Source organism: Arthrobacter sp. R-11, from assembly GCF_049913155.1.
In the GTDB taxonomy this organism is placed as follows: Bacteria; Actinomycetota; Actinomycetes; order Actinomycetales; family Micrococcaceae; genus Arthrobacter.
Genome location: NZ_CP183979.1, coordinates 2,110,257 through 2,124,630 on the forward strand (window position 1 = coordinate 2,110,257; position 14,374 = coordinate 2,124,630).

13 protein-coding genes are annotated in these 14,374 nt (G+C 65.7%); 7 read left to right on the plus strand and 6 right to left on the minus strand.

Going from position 1 to position 14,374, the window contains the following annotated elements; genetic code table 11:
* Positions 1-14: 14 nt before the first annotated feature.
* Positions 15-770, plus strand: coding sequence for a SulP family inorganic anion transporter (locus tag ACN9M4_RS09500; protein WP_426303270.1), 756 nt, complete (start codon positions 15-17; stop codon positions 768-770).
* A gap of 197 nt (positions 771-967) precedes the next feature.
* Here the strand turns inward: ACN9M4_RS09500 and ACN9M4_RS09505 are convergent, their stop codons facing one another.
* The 5 genes from ACN9M4_RS09505 to ACN9M4_RS09525 are packed head-to-tail and all read right to left on the minus strand — an operon-like array spanning position 968 to position 3,773.
* Positions 968-1,849, minus strand: coding sequence for a universal stress protein (locus tag ACN9M4_RS09505; RefSeq protein WP_426303271.1), 882 nt, complete (start codon positions 1,847-1,849; stop codon positions 968-970).
* Positions 1,850-1,851: 2 nt separating this feature from the next.
* Positions 1,852-2,295: a universal stress protein gene (locus tag ACN9M4_RS09510; RefSeq protein ID WP_426303272.1), complete on the minus strand. Its 444-nt coding sequence runs from the start codon at positions 2,293-2,295 to the stop codon at positions 1,852-1,854.
* Positions 2,296-2,335: 40 nt separating this feature from the next.
* On the minus strand, positions 2,336-2,632 hold the full coding sequence (locus ACN9M4_RS09515; RefSeq protein WP_426303273.1) for an SHOCT domain-containing protein: 297 nt from the start codon (positions 2,630-2,632) through the stop codon (positions 2,336-2,338).
* A gap of 19 nt (positions 2,633-2,651) precedes the next feature.
* On the minus strand, positions 2,652-3,398 hold the full coding sequence (locus ACN9M4_RS09520) for a glucose 1-dehydrogenase (protein ID WP_426303274.1): 747 nt from the start codon (positions 3,396-3,398) through the stop codon (positions 2,652-2,654).
* A 45-nt stretch (positions 3,399-3,443) separates the two neighbouring features.
* Positions 3,444-3,773 (minus strand): DUF3040 domain-containing protein, encoded by a 330-nt coding sequence (locus ACN9M4_RS09525; protein WP_426303275.1) that lies wholly within the window; start codon positions 3,771-3,773, stop codon positions 3,444-3,446.
* 278 nt (positions 3,774-4,051) lie between these two features.
* Here ACN9M4_RS09525 and ACN9M4_RS09530 point away from each other — a divergent pair, with 278 nt between their 5' ends.
* From ACN9M4_RS09530 to ACN9M4_RS09550, 5 genes are all read left to right on the plus strand, one after another.
* Positions 4,052-5,053, plus strand: coding sequence for a zinc-dependent alcohol dehydrogenase family protein (locus ACN9M4_RS09530; protein WP_426303440.1), 1,002 nt, complete (start codon positions 4,052-4,054; stop codon positions 5,051-5,053).
* Between the two features lie 4 nt (positions 5,054-5,057).
* A complete protein-coding gene (locus tag ACN9M4_RS09535; RefSeq protein WP_426303276.1) occupies positions 5,058-7,712 on the plus strand; it encodes a cation-translocating P-type ATPase in 2,655 nt (884 codons plus the stop codon).
* A 45-nt stretch (positions 7,713-7,757) separates the two neighbouring features.
* Positions 7,758-8,252 (plus strand): universal stress protein, encoded by a 495-nt coding sequence (locus ACN9M4_RS09540; protein ID WP_426303277.1) that lies wholly within the window; start codon positions 7,758-7,760, stop codon positions 8,250-8,252.
* Positions 8,249-10,639 (plus strand): phosphoenolpyruvate synthase, encoded by a 2,391-nt coding sequence (gene ppsA / locus ACN9M4_RS09545; protein WP_426303278.1) that lies wholly within the window; start codon positions 8,249-8,251, stop codon positions 10,637-10,639. Before ACN9M4_RS09540 ends, ppsA begins: the two co-directional genes overlap by 4 nt.
* Before the next feature lie 150 nt (positions 10,640-10,789).
* Positions 10,790-11,224 carry an Hsp20/alpha crystallin family protein gene (locus ACN9M4_RS09550; protein ID WP_426303279.1) on the plus strand — a complete coding sequence of 145 codons (435 nt, stop codon included), beginning with the start codon at positions 10,790-10,792 and terminating at the stop codon, positions 11,222-11,224.
* A gap of 117 nt (positions 11,225-11,341) precedes the next feature.
* Here ACN9M4_RS09550 and ACN9M4_RS09555 read toward each other — a convergent pair whose 3' ends face one another.
* Positions 11,342-11,812 carry a pyridoxamine 5'-phosphate oxidase family protein gene (locus ACN9M4_RS09555; protein ID WP_426303280.1) on the minus strand — a complete coding sequence of 157 codons (471 nt, stop codon included), beginning with the start codon at positions 11,810-11,812 and terminating at the stop codon, positions 11,342-11,344.
* 122 nt (positions 11,813-11,934) lie between these two features.
* Here ACN9M4_RS09555 and ACN9M4_RS09560 point away from each other — a divergent pair, with 122 nt between their 5' ends.
* On the plus strand, positions 11,935-14,355 hold the full coding sequence (locus tag ACN9M4_RS09560) for an HAD-IC family P-type ATPase (protein ID WP_426303281.1): 2,421 nt from the start codon (positions 11,935-11,937) through the stop codon (positions 14,353-14,355).
* The last annotated feature ends 19 nt before the right edge of the window (positions 14,356-14,374 follow it).

The window sequence follows — 14,374 nt, forward strand, 5'->3', positions numbered from 1 at the left end:
GGGCGACGGCGCACATGCCGTCCGACACGGCAGTCCTGTCCAGGACGCTGGCGTTGCGCTGGGGTGGCAGCGTTGACGGGGGCCGGGAAATGCTGGCACTGGGGGCCGCCAACGCGGCCGCCGGACTGTTCGGCGGTTTCCCCGTGTCGGCCAGCACATCGCGGACCCCGGTGGCCATCCACGCGGGAGCACGGACCAGGATGGCGGGAGTGTTTTCCGGGGCTTTCCTGCTCCTGTTCATGCTGTTCCTCCCGGGAGCGGCACAATACTTGCCCACCAGCGTCTTGTCCGCGATCGTCCTGGTTGCCGCGGCGGCGATGGTCGACTTCGGCGCAATCGCAAAGCTGTTCAGGACGAGCCTCACGGAAGCCGCGCTGATGACCGTGACCTTCCTGGGCGTCGTTGCTGTCGGTGTCCTCCACGGAGTCGTCATCGCCGTCGGACTTTCCCTCGCCGTCTTCGTACTGGCGGCCTTTTCGCCCTACCGCACGGAACTGGTCGTCGTCGACGGCGTTCCCGGCTTTCATGACGTGACCAGGCACCCGGAAGGGTCCAGGTTCCCCGGGCTGGCGATCGTGCGCTTCGACGCTCCGCTGTTCTTCGCCAACGGGCAGGCTTTCGTTGACCATGTCCGTTCACTGGTGGAACGGTCCCAGGAGCGCGTGCGCTGTGTGATCGTTGCGGCCGAAGCGATCACCGGTATCGACAGCGCCGCCGTCGAATACACTGTCCAGCTCGCGAATACATTGTCCAGCTCGACGAATTCCTGAGCTCCAGGGGGACATCCCTCGTGTTCGCCGAACTCAAAGGACCCGTCAAGGACAAGCTGGCCAGAATCGGGCCTGAAACCCGGATCGCGACGGCAGTCCACTACCCGACGCTGACGAGCGCCGTGGAAGCCTGCCGGCAGGCTCCCGGCACACCCTAGCTACCTCAAACGCCAGACGGCATTCCGGGAGCAGGAGGATCAGCGTTCACCAGGGATTCCGGCCGGGCGGACAACCAGCACGGGGCAGCCCGCGTGGTGGAGCACCGCATGTGCGGTCGAACCGATGCTTCCGCGCACAACACCCCGGCCGTGGGTGCCGACGACGATGGCGCTGGCATCGCTGGCCGCATCGAGCAGGGTGCCCGCGAGCGAAGCGCCGGTAAGTAGTCGCGTCTGCACATCGAGATCCGGTGCCCAGCGGCGGGTGGCACGGACGACGTCGTCGAGCAGGTCCTGCGGCCGGATCGCCTCGGCAGACTCGGAGGCCCGGCGCCTCCCGCCATGCTTGTGCTGGACATGGACCACCCGCAGTCCCGACCCGGTGGACGTCGCGAGTGCGCATGCCTGCCGGACGGCAGGTTCCCATTGAGCGGGACCCTCTTGTCCGCGGTCATCGGCATCAACGCCGACGACGACGGGCCCGCCCTCTTGCCCGGTGCCGCGGATGACCGCGACGGGACAGTCCGCCGTGGCCGCCAGTTCAAGGCTCACCGAGCCGACCATCAGGCCCATGAAGCCGCCGATGCCGCGGCTGCCGACAACCAGCATGCCAGCGTCGGTGGAAAGTTCCCTGAGAACCGGGGCGGGCCAGCCGTACTTCAAGACCGGGCTGACGGCCAGATCGGTCGACCCTTCCCGCGCGAGGGCCGCTCCTTCGGCCAGCACCGCCTCGGCAGCGTGCCGCAGGCCGCTGTCCGCGATCCCGGGCACCGGCCCGAGGTCATGGGTAAAGGCCGGCCAGACGGAGCAATGAACCACGGCAAGCCCGGCGTCTCGCAAGGATGCCTGGCGCGCTGCCCAGCGGACCGCGGCAGCTGCTTCGGCCGAGCCGTCATACCCGGCGACCATTTGTGCTGCCATGGTCAGCCGGCTTCAGGTGTGTGGACTACGAGCACCGGGCAATGGGCGTGCGCCACCACGGCGGAACTGACGGAGCCGAGGAGGAGCCCGCCGAAGCCTCCGTGGCCGCGCCGGCCCACAACGACCATGTCCGCGTCCTTGCTGGCCTCGATGAGCATGGTCCGCGGGTGGCCGCGGACCAGCCGGGGCACGACGTTGTCCGGCAATTCGGGCCCGAATGCCTTCCCGACCGCCTCGTCCAGGGTGTTGCCTGCCGCCTTTTCGAATTGCCCGATCCCCATGGCTATGTAGCCGGCGTAGGCCTGGGGATAATCCCAGAAGGCCGATGCCTCCAGCCTGGCGCCGAGCGGCACAGCCAGCTTCTGGGCTAGCCGAAGGGCTTCGATCGAGGCGTCCGAGCCATCCACGCCCACAACGATCCGGCTACCGGATGAATTTCTGTCCATTGCTCCTCCTGGCTTGTCGGCGCGACGATCTTTCGGGGAGCTATTTTGCACCCGGTGTGGCGCCGCCGTCGCTACGGGGATAGCCGCGCAATATCGCGATTGACCTCTGGTACTCATCGGCGCCGATTTCACCCCTGGCGAAGCGTTCCGCCAGGATATGTTCCGGGTGGGAAACAGTCGGCGGAACGAATCCGCCCTCAGGGTAGTGCCGGTCCTGCGGCCTGGCCAGGGAACGGGCGAAAAGAATCACGGCCGTGATGACCGTTCCCCAAAGAAGCAGCATGGCCACGGCCATGAGCACGTAACCCCAGGCACCCATCTGCATGTTCCAGTACACGGCGTCCGATCCTCCCTGTTCAACTTGCGGACGTCGGGGTGACCGTGCCGGCCGTATCGCCGCCGTCGATGACGAACTCTGCGCCGGTGACGAAGGAAGCTTCATCCGAAGCAAGGTAGAGGATGAGGTCGGCGACTTCGCCCGGATGGCCCATGCGGCTGATGGCCACATGGCTCATATCCATGGTCATGCCGGCGGTCATCGGGGTGGAGATGACGCCAGGATGGACGGAATTGACCCGGATGCCGTGGCGGCCAAGATCGAGTGCCGCGCTCTTGGTGAGTCCGCGGACACCGAATTTTGACGCCGTGTAGCCAGGGATCTGCTCGTATCCGCGCAAGCCCGCAATCGAGGAGACATTGATGATGGAGCCTCCCTTGGACGCTTTCAGTGCCGGAATCGCGGCCTTGATTCCATTGAAGGTGCCTGTCAGGTTGACGGAGATGACGGAGTTCCACTGTTCCAGTGTGTACTCCTCGATGGATGCAAAATTGACGATTCCGGCATTGTTCACCAGGACATTGAGGCCCCCGAAAGTGTCGACGGCGGCTGCCACGGCTGCGTCCCAGTCCTGCGGTGAGGTCACATCGAGGTGAACGTACAGGGCGCCCGATCCGATTCGTTCCACCGTTTCCTTGCCTTCGTCATCCAGGACATCGGCCAGCACCACGCGTGCTCCTTCCCCGTGGAGCCGGGCGGCCGTGGCGGCCCCGATGCCGCGGGCTGCGCCTGTCACCAGTACAACTTTGTCAATAACGCGTTCCATGAGTTGTTCCTTCGCTTGGGGTGGGATGGGAGCTGGGCCAGATGCCTATTGGTTTGCCAAGGGTCCGCTGCCGTCCGGAGACGGCCCCTTGGCGCGCGGCATGCTGATCCGCAGCCGGGTGTGCTCGAAGACGAAGTAGGCCCCGGACGCCATGATGGCGAACCCCACCAGGCCGAGCCCCGTGAGCTGCGTGGCGATGCCCGCCATAAGAATGAAGGTCCCGACAAGCAGGACGAAAGCGCCAGTTACCCTGCGGGCGGGACGCACGGATTCGGCGGGCCCGGCGCAGAGCTTGGCGGCCAAGCGCGGATCCTCCTGCAGCAGGTGCTCGGCGAGCAACTCCAATTGGTGTCGCTCATGTTCAGTAAGGGCCATTGCTTCCTCCTCGTCGAGCAACGTGGCCGGTGGATCACCCGGGCCCTACGGCTGTGGGTTTGCTTCAAGGATCGGTCCGACCGCTTGCTGCCGACAGGGCCGAAAGTCACGAGGAACGGGAAGCTCGCCGGCGTCCCCTACCGGTCTGCGCCAGGCACCGCCCGCCGGGGAGGACTTTCGGCCCTGTTGGCGCCGCAGTTGCCACGGTGATTCTGGGAGGGAAGCTGTTCAACGCCGCTCTCCGTCGGCAGAGGAGGCTAGCCGTGCGCGCATGGTGGGTGGAAGATCCGGGGCCGGCCCGCATTGATCGCCTGAAAGGAGGGCGACGCCCTGATCCTGTCCCGGGTCCGGGCGAACTCCTTCTGGCCGTCAGCGTCTGCGGAGTGTGCCGGACGGACTTGCATCTGGCCGAAGGAGACCTTCAGCCGAAGGCGGCCGGGGTCATACCGGGGCACGAAGTGGTTGCCGAGGTGGCAGGCCTCGGGCTGGGGTGTTCAAGATTCCGGATCGGGGACAGGGTGGGGGCGGCCTGGCTGGGCGCCACCTGCGGCAAGTGCCGCTTCTGCCTCGGGGGCCGGGAGAACCTGTGCTTGGAACCGCGGTTCACCGGCTGGGACGTGGACGGCGGGTACGCGGAGTTAATGGTCGTCAAAGAGGACTTCGCATATGCGATTCCCGACGCTTTCGGCGACGAAGAGGCCGCACCGCTCCTGTGCGCCGGAATCATCGGGTACCGGGCGCTGCGTCGCGCGGAGCTGCCCAGGGGCGGCCGCCTTGGAATCTATGGATTCGGGGCTTCGGCCCACCTGGCCGCACAGATTGCCGCATTCGAGGGAGCAGAGGTCTACGTGATGACCCGGTCCGAGGGGGCGCGCCGGCTTGCACTCAAACTGGGTGCAGTCTTCGCCGGGGACTCCCGGGATCAGCCACCGGTGGCTTTGGACTCCGCAATACTCTTTGCCCCGGCCGGCGAGCTGGTGCCCGTTGCGATGCGGGCCCTGGACAGGGGTGGCACCCTGGCCGTCGCAGGCATCCACTTGAGCGATATCCCGTCCCTGCAATACAGCGAGGAACTCTTCCAGGAACGCCAGCTGCGCAGTGTTACGGCCAACACACGGCAGGACGGGAAGGAGCTCATGGAGGTGGCGGCCCGGATACCCTTGCGCCCGACGACCACCGCCTACCCTTTCGAGGAAGCCAACCGGGCCTTGATGGACCTCGCAGAAGACCGGGTCACCGGGGCCGCGGTCCTGCGCATAGGCAGCCGCAGGGGCCACTGAAACCATGAAGGAATCCGTGCCGACAGGACAGGTGGGCATGACCGGTCTGACCACACGGGAAGCAGCGGACCTCCTCCGCCAATACGGTCCCAATCAGTTGCCCGACACCGGTTCGGTTTCGCGCTGGCGGCGGCTGCTGGCAGAGTTCGTGCACTTCTTTGCCGTGCTGTTGTGGGCTGCTGCCGGACTGGCGTTCGTTGCGGGGATGCCGCAGTTGGGCGTGGCGATCGTCGTGGTGGTCATCATCAACGGCGTCTTTGCATATGTTCAGGAGGAACGGGCGGAACAAGCGGCAGCCAAACTCAGGGCGCTGTTGCCCGCGCAGGTCCTGGTCCGGCGCGACGGCGAAACCTACCGGGTGCCGGCGCGCGAAGTGGTGCCGGGAGACGTGGTCCTGCTTAGCGGCGGGGACAGGATTCCCGCGGATGTCCGCCTTGTCGTAGCGGCAGGCTGCTCCGTGGACGAGTCCATGCTCACCGGAGAGAGCGAAGCCGTTGCCAAGCAGCCCGGCGACCCCGGAACCGGCGGCACCTTCCTGGTAAACGGCGACGCGGAGGGCGTTGTCATTGCCACGGGAGCCACCACGCGCCTCGCGCAGATCGCAGAGTTGGCGGCGGGTGTCAAACGACCTCCGAGCCCGCTGAATCTTGAATTGGACCGCATCGTGCGCACGATTGCCGTCGTCGCGCTGACGGTCGGCGGAGGCTTCTTCGCCGTCTCCGCGATGATCGGAATCCCATGGCGCGACGCTTTCCTGTTTGCGATCGGCGTGGCGGTGGCATTGATTCCGGAAGGCCTGCTTCCCACTGTGACGCTGTCCCTCGCCATGGGTGCGCAACGGATGGCCGGGCGGAAGGCCCTCGTGCGGCACCTGCAGGCCGTCGAGACCCTCGGCTCCACGACATTCATTTGCACGGACAAGACCGGTACCCTCACCCAAAACCGTATGAGCGCCGTCGAACTGTGGACCGCAGCGGGTGCGGTCAGGATCGCCGGATCCGGTTATGAGCCGGAAGGGAACGTTGAAGGGCCGGTGCCGGCGATCAACCTGGCCCGGCGGGCGGCGGGCGCGGCAGCGCTCGCGTCCCGCGGGCGCACGGTGTTGCGGAACGAAAGCTGGCAGCCCGACGGCGACCCAATGGAGGCTGCCCTTGATGCCCTCGCGGGCAGGCTTCAGGCCACACGTTCGGCGGGCAACCAAGCGGGGATGGCCAGGATTCCGTTCACACCCGCCCGGCGACGGGAATCCGTTCTCGCCGGAAACCGGCTGTCCGTCAAAGGCGCACCCGAAACCGTGCTGCCGCTGTGCACCGGCATGGCAGGGACCGCGGGGCAGGGGATTGTTGGGCTGGAAGCGGAAGCCATCAGGCAGGCGATCGAAAGGATGGCGTCGGAAGGACTGAGGCTGCTCGCCGTCGCCGAACGGGTCATCCCGGGCGCGGACGTGGCTGGTCCCGGCGGCGACGGGGTCCTGGCGGAGCGGCTCGAATCCGGGCTGGTGCTGCTCGGCTTGATCGGCTTGCACGACCCGCCCCGCCCGACCGTGGCGGACGCCCTTCGCAAAGCCAGGCTGGCCGGGGTCAAGGTTGCCATGGTCACCGGGGACCATCCTTCCACAGCCGCCGCGATCGCCCGCGAAATCGGGCTGGCCTTGGACCCGGAGCGCATGCTCGACGGGCAGCATCTTCCCGAAGACGAAGGTGTACTCGGCGAATTGCTGGACCACGACGGCGTCGTGGTGAGCCGGGTAACGCCCGAGCAGAAACTGCTGGTCGCCCGCGCGCTGCAGCGCCGCGGCCATGTACTGGCGATGACCGGTGATGGAGTGAACGACGGGCCGGCGTTGCGTGAAGCCGACGTGGGCGTCGCCATGGGTGTCGGCGGAACGGACGTGGCCCGCGATGCGGCCGACCTGGTGTTGCTGGATGATGATTTCTCCACGATCATCGCCGCGATCGAGCAAGGCCGCGCTACCTACGCAAACATCCGCAGGTTCCTGACCTATCACCTCACGGACAACGTCGCAGAACTCACGCCTTTCGTCATCTGGGCCTTGTCCGGAGGGTTCTTCCCTCTGGCGCTGGGAGTACTGCAGATCCTCGCGCTCGACATCGGCACCGATCTGTTGCCCGCGCTGGCCCTTGGCAGCGAAGAAGCCGGCCCCGGCGTGATGCGGCGCCCGCCAGAGCGGCGCCACCTGATGGACCGTCCGCTGCTGGCCCGGGTTTTCACTGTGCTGGGACCTGCAGAAGCCGTGGTCGAAATGGCCGCGTTCACGGCGGTGCTCTACTTCGGCAGCTGGTTCGGTGCCGGGTCGGAGCAGCCTGCAGGGGTGCTTCTCCAGGCCTCCGGGGCGGCCTTCACCGCAGTGGTCCTGGGACAGCTTGCAAACGCCTACGCCTGCCGCAGCGCCACACGCCCGCCCTGGCAGCTGGGCTGGACGGGCAACAGGATGTTGTTCTGGGCTGTGCTCGCCGAGACTGCCGCGCTGCTGGTGTTCCTGTTCCTGCCACCCTTGGCAGCGTTGCTGGGCCAGGCACCGCCGTCGCCTGCCGGTGTAGCCGTCGCCTTGCTGGCCATACCCGCAGTCCTGGCAGTTGACTTCCTCCACAAGACCATCCGGCGCAAGGGCCGGAAGAGCGGAACCCGCGGCTCGTGACCTTCGACTCTGGTCCGGAAGTTGCCAAACCCGCACGGTGGAAGCATGGAAACCCAAGGAAGATCGCCCCGGATCATCGTGGGCATTGACGGCTCCGAATACTCATCCAATGCACTGAGGTTCGCCCGCCACATCGCGGACAGCTTTTCCTCACCGCTTGAGGTCATCACCTGCATCGGAACACCGGATTTCTACCTGGCCTCGCACCTGGATTCCGGCAACGACACTGTGACCCACCAGCTTGAACAGACTGCGGCCCTGCTGGCGGAGGAGGCGGTGGAGAGGGCCTTCGGCGACGATCGGCCTCCCCGCCTGGGCGTGAGCGTGAAATTCGGTGCACCGGCAAAGGTCCTTGTCGAAGAAAGCAGGGATGCCCGGATGCTGGTTGTCGGGCGGCACGGCGGCGGGGGCTTTCTGCAGCAGGCTATTGGTTCCGTGAGCAGCGCGTGTGCGGCGCACTCGCACTGTCCTGTCCTGCTGGTCGACCAGACGGATTCCGGCGGAGCGGAAATGGAAGACAGGAAGGCCCCGGACGCATGAACGGCAGCAACGTGCTCTGGTTCGATGAGGTTGGCAGCGCCGATGTGCCGCGGGTGGGCGGAAAGAACGCCTCCTTGGGCGAGCTCACGCGGGCGTTGTCGGGGCAAGGCGTGAGGGTTCCGGCAGGCTTCGCCACAACGGCGGGGGCATTCCGGCGCTTTGTTTCCACCAACCGGATCGGCGAACGCCTTGACGCTGCCCTGGCGGCTTACCACGAGGGTCGCAGTAGCCTCCGGGAAGCCGGAGCCGCCATGCGTTCCGGGGTCCTGTCAGCAAGCCTTCCGGCGGACCTTGCCAGGGACATAGTGGCGGCGTACCGGGAGTTGGCGCGTCGTGCGGAGCAAACTGAACCGGCCGTGGCTGTCCGCAGCAGTGCCACAGCGGAGGATCTGCCGGAGGCCAGTTTCGCAGGACAACAGGAGACCTTCCTCAACGTCCGTGGCGAAGCGGCCGTCCTGGAGGCCTGCCTGCGGTGCTATGCTTCCCTGTTCACGGACCGGGCCATCAGCTACCGGGACCTCTTGGGCTTCGCACAACAGGACGTCGCCCTGTCGGTAGGGGTTCAGCTGATGGTGCGCGCCGACCGCGGATCGGCCGGCGTCATGTTCTCATTGGACCCCTCGACAGGGTTCCCGCGGGCCGCGGTGATCAGCGCCAACTGGGGACTTGGGGAGACCGTGGTCCAAGGCTCCGTCAATCCGGACAAGTACGTGGTTTTCAAGCCGCTTCTGGCCCCGGGAAAGCACCCTGTGATTGAAAAGAGCAAGGGATCGAAACGCCAGAAACTGGTGTACCGCCCTGACGGTGCCGGGACCACCTTGGTGGATACCAGCGACGCCGAGCGAGGCTCCTTCGTCCTCGATGAGGAGGACATCCTTGTTCTGGCCGGGTGGGCAGTGAAGATCGAGAAGCACTACGGCAAGGCCATGGACATGGAGTGGGCCAAAGACGGGGTGACGCGTGAGCTCTTCATCGTCCAGGCGCGGCCGGAGACCGTCCAGTCGCGGCGGAACACGGCCACCTTCACTAGCTACAGGCTCAAGGAACCGGGTGTGGTGCTGGCTTCCGGGGCCGCGGTCGGCAACGGGATCGCCTCGAGTACCGCCTGTTTGATCGCTGACGCGTCCCGGATCGAGCACTTTGTGGACGGCTCGGTCCTGGTGACAGGGCAGACTGACCCCGATTGGGTTCCGGTCATGAAACGCGCCTCCGCCATCGTGACTGATCGAGGCGGGGTCACCAGCCACGCCGCGATCGTGAGTCGCGAACTTGGCATCAACGCGGTGGTCGGGACCGGGGACGCCACCCGTCGGATATCCGACGGGCAGCCTGTCACCGTTGATTGCGCCGACGGCGACCGCGGCCTGGTCTATGAAGGGAGCCTTCCGTTTGAGGCCACCGAGACGGCCCTCGGCGAGGTGCCCGCGACGCGGACGCGGCTCATGGTCAACCTCGCGGACCCGGGCAGCTCCTTCAAGTGGTGGCGGCTCCCGGCGCAGGGGGTGGGACTCGCGCGGATGGAATTCGTCATCAATGAGATGGTGCGGGTCCACCCGATGGCCCTGATACATCCGGACAAGGTGTCGGACCCGGCGGAGCGGGAGAAGATTGCCGCCCTTACCAAGGGTTACCGTAGCCCGGCAGACTACTTCGTCGAAACCCTGGCGACAGGACTTGCAAAGCTTGCTGCCGTGTTCCACCCGCACCCCGCCGTCATCCGGATGAGCGACTTCAAATCAAACGAATACCGACGTTTGCTCGGTGGTTCTGCGTTCGAAACCGTGGAGGAAAACCCGATGCTCGGCCTTCGCGGAGCCTCACGCTATTACCACCCACGCTACAGGGCCGGTTTTGCTCTGGAATGCCAGGCAATCAAGCGGCTCCGGGACTATTGCGGCTTCGGCAACATCATCGTGATGGTGCCCTTCTGCCGGACGCCGGAGGAGGCAGTACAGGTCCTCGAAGTGATGGCTTCGAACGGCCTGGTCCGGGGCAAAGACGGCCTGCTTATCTACATGATGTGCGAAGTTCCTTCCAACGTCGTCCTCGGCGAGCGGTTCGCCGCTAGCTTCGACGGCTTCTCCATTGGGTCGAACGACCTCACCCAGCTGGTGCTTGGCGCGGACCGGGATTCAGCTGAACTCGCGGAACTGTTCGACGAGCGTGACGAAGCCGTGAAGCTGATGATCCAGGAGGCAATCCGGAAGGCGCACGGCGCGGGCATTCCGGTGGGACTGTGCGGGCAGGCCCCCAGCAACCACCCGGATTTTGCGGAGTTCCTGGTTGACCAGGGGATCGATTCGATTTCCTTGAACCCGGACACCTTTTTTCGGACCGCTGCGGTGGTGGCCAGGGCAGAATCCGCCCGGGCCGCGGAGGCAAGGTGACGGCGATGGCGTGGTGGCGATGCCGCTCTCCTCCGGCCCGGCAGCCTTGGCCCCAGCGGCCTGCCGCTGCCCCGGGGCACTTAGGCAAAGAACCCAGAACCCGCCCGTTAGGTGCGGGACAGAACCTCACGGAAGATGAAAGGTCAGGCCATGAACGAGCTACTGAGGCGGTCACCGTTTGACCGCCGCACCCCCTTTGATCTGATGGAACCGTTCCGCAGGCTCTTTGAAGGTGAGTCCGAACGATCCATGATCCGGGTGGAAGAAGAAGTCAAGGACAACGTCCTTACCGTACGCGCGGAACTGCCCGGGGTGGACCCGGACAAGGACATCGAGATTGACGTCTCGGACGGTCAGCTGCGGATCCGCGCTGAACGCAAGGAGTCGAGCGAAGAGAAGGAGGACGGCAGCTACCGCTCGGAATTCCGTTATGGCTCGATGTTCCGCAGCATCCCGCTGCCGAAGGGCGTGAAGGAGGAGGACGTCAGTGCCAGCTACAAGGACGGCGTGCTCGAAGTAAGGGTGCCCGTCCAGGAAAGCGGCAGTGAAAGCCCAAAGCAGAAGATTCAGATCTCCAGGGAGTAGGACGCCACGGCGGAATTGCCCGCGGCCAGCCCGGGAAAGCCCGGGCAAGACGACACTGGCGGTGCCGGAAACGGCACCGCCAGTTCAAGTCCGGTCTATGTCACTGCAAAGTCCGGTTTATTCCATGCCCGCCCGGGTGGCATCATCGACCCCGACCTTCCACCGCATGTCCGTTGTGACCGAATACCTGCGGCCGGTCACGGAATCCGGGGTGATCCTGAACAGTCGGTCCTTGTAGACACCCTGCCACGGGAACAGTGCACTGCTCAGCGAGTCAAGAGCCTGTTTCGTCGAGGAAGCGGCCACAGCCTGGCCTTTCACGACGACGCTCCATGCCATGCCGAACTCGGAGCTGACCGCATCAGCCTCCAGCGCCACCGCGGCATCCTCGTCAAGCGCCCGGGTCTTTGTACCCTCGGCTGTGAGGAAGACGAGGGTGTTGTCTTCCACCTTGTAGTTCACGGGGAAGACATCGGGCCGGCCATCGACGATGACTCCCAGCCGCCCAACCCCGGTTTCCCGAAGAAGTCTCCAGCATTCTTCGGTGTCGAGTTCTTCTGCTTCCGGCACTGCGCTCTTGTCAACCATGAGGCGATCCTAGGGTTGCTTGTGCTCGTCCGGACAGGGCACAAAGTCCCGGCAGCAGCCGCCCGCGCTTTCGGGACCAAAAGCACTGGCGCCGGGTGGGCCAGGCTGATAGGACTTGCAGCATGGTCGAAGGCCGGACAACAGGTTTGTCGAACGCGCAGGTGCAGGCGCGAGCCGACGCCGGACTCCGCAACGCCGCCCCGAATGATTCCACCCGCAGCCTGTGGAACATCCTTCGCGCCAACGTCTTCACGCTGTTCAACGCCATCGTCGGAAGCAGCTTTCTGCTGCTGCTGGCCCTTGGCCAGTGGCGTGATGCGCTCTTCGGTTTCGCGGCCCTGGGCAATGCCGTGATCGGCATAGTGCAGGAATACCGGGCCAAGCGCACCCTGGACAGGCTCGCGGTCCTGCAGCTGCCAAGCTCCCGCGTCCTTAGGGCCGCCGAGGTCCGGGAGGTCGCCGTCGACGACGTCGTCCAGGATGACATCATGGTGCTTCGCGCGGGCGACCAGCTCGTCGTGGACGCGCTCCTGCTGGAAGGACAGGGCCTGGAACTGGACGAGTCGCTGCTCAGTGGCGAATCCGTTCCGGTCGCCAAACTCCCGGGCATGGAACTGCTCTCGGGATCAATCGTCGTCGCGGGACGGGGCACCGCCCGGGCGGTACGGGTTGGAAGCGAGTCGTATGCGAACAAGCTCGTGGCCGAAGCCAGGCGGTTCTCGCTGCTTGCTTCGGAAATCCGCAGGGGAATCGACCGGATCCTGAGATGGATCGCATGGGCTTTGCTGCCCGTCTCCGCGCTCCTGGTCAATGCGCAGATGCAGGCGCGGGGCGGCTGGGAGCTTGCCTGGTCAAGCGGCTCATGGAAACAAGCCGCCGTAGGCGCCGTCGCCGGAATCATTGCGATGATTCCGCTTGGCCTGGTGCTGCTCACGAGTGTTGCATTCGCGGTCGGGGCCGTCAGGCTTTCCCGGGATCGGGTGCTCATCCAGGAACTGGCGGCGGTGGAGGGCCTGGCGCGCGTGGACGTGCTGTGCATTGACAAGACCGGCACCTTGACCAAGGGCCGGATCACGTTCGACGCCGTCCATGATGTTGACGGGGCGGGACATCCCGGCTGGAAGGAGGTCCTCGGCTGGTTCGGCCTCGACCCGGATGCCAACGCCACAGCCCGGTGCCTCGCAGGGATATTTGCCGTGGACGGCCTGCCCGAGGCGGGGGAGCGGGTGCCGTTCTCGTCTGCCACCAAGTGGAGCGGCGTCAGCTTCGCGGACGGCCGAAAAGCCTCGGGCAGTTGGGTGCTCGGCGCACCGGATGTGCTGCTACAGGCAGGAAGCCCGACGGTGGTACGCGCACTCGGGCGCGCCTCGGCGCTCGCCTCTGAAGGCCTGCGGACCCTGGCGTTGTCGCACACTGCAGGGCGGCTCGGTTCCCATCATGACGGACACCAGGAACTGCCGAGGGGGCTGGAGCCGGTCGTACTGCTGACGTTCCGCGAGGAAATCCGACCGGACGCGGCACAAACCCTGGAGTTTTTCGCAAAGGAAGGGGTGTCCGTGCGGGTCATTTCGGGAGACGACCCACGCACCGTCGGACGGGTTGCGCAGCAAGTCGGCCTCGGGCCGGGGGAGGGCTGCGATGCCCGTTCCCTGCCCGAAGATCCACGCCTGCTGGAGGAAGTAATGGAAAGCACCGTCGTTTTCGGCCGCGTCAGTCCAGCGCAGAAGAAGGCCATGGTCCAGGCGCTCGGACGGCGGGGGCATACGGTAGCGATGATCGGTGACGGGGTGAACGACGTATTGGCCCTGAAGGAAGCGGATCTCGGCATAGCAATGGACTCCGCGGCACCGGCCACGAAGGCCGTGGCGCGGGTGGTGCTCCTTGACGGGCGCTTTGACCGGCTTCCTGCGGTTCTCGCGGAAGGGCGACGCGTGATTGCGAACATCGAACGGGTCTCGGTCCTCTTCCTCAGCAAGACTGTCTACGCCCTTACGCTGTCCGTGGCGGTTGGGATCTTCCTGTTGGATTTTCCTTTCCTTCCCCGCCAATTGTCGGTCACAGACGGCCTCACCATTGGAATCCCGGCCTTCTTCCTGGCCTTGTTGCCCAACCGGCGCCGTTACCATCCGGGGTTCCTCAAGCGTTCACTCCAGCTGGCGCTCCCAGCGGGACTCGTCGTCGCCGGCGCGCTACTGCTCATCACCGGAGCGGCGACCGCCGGGGACAAGGTTGGCGCGGTACGGACCGCAGCCTTTGTGGCATTGTCCTTGCTGGGCCTCTGCGTGCTCGCAATCGTTTCCCACCCTGTGAACGGCTGGAGTGCAGCGGTTCTCGCCGCCATGGTCATCGGGCTGGTGCTCGTCCTGTCGATGCCCGCCTTCCGGGATTTCCTGGACCTTGAGCAGCCGTCTCCCGGGCTGCTTGCCGTCGTCGCCGTGGCGACGATTCCCGGCGCGGTAGGCATCTTCCTGCTCGGCGTGGTTGAGCGGAGGGCGAGGACGGTCCGGCTTCGTCCTCCGCGGCGCAGTGAGGGTGATGCCTAGCGGGGGCGGCAATTGCGTC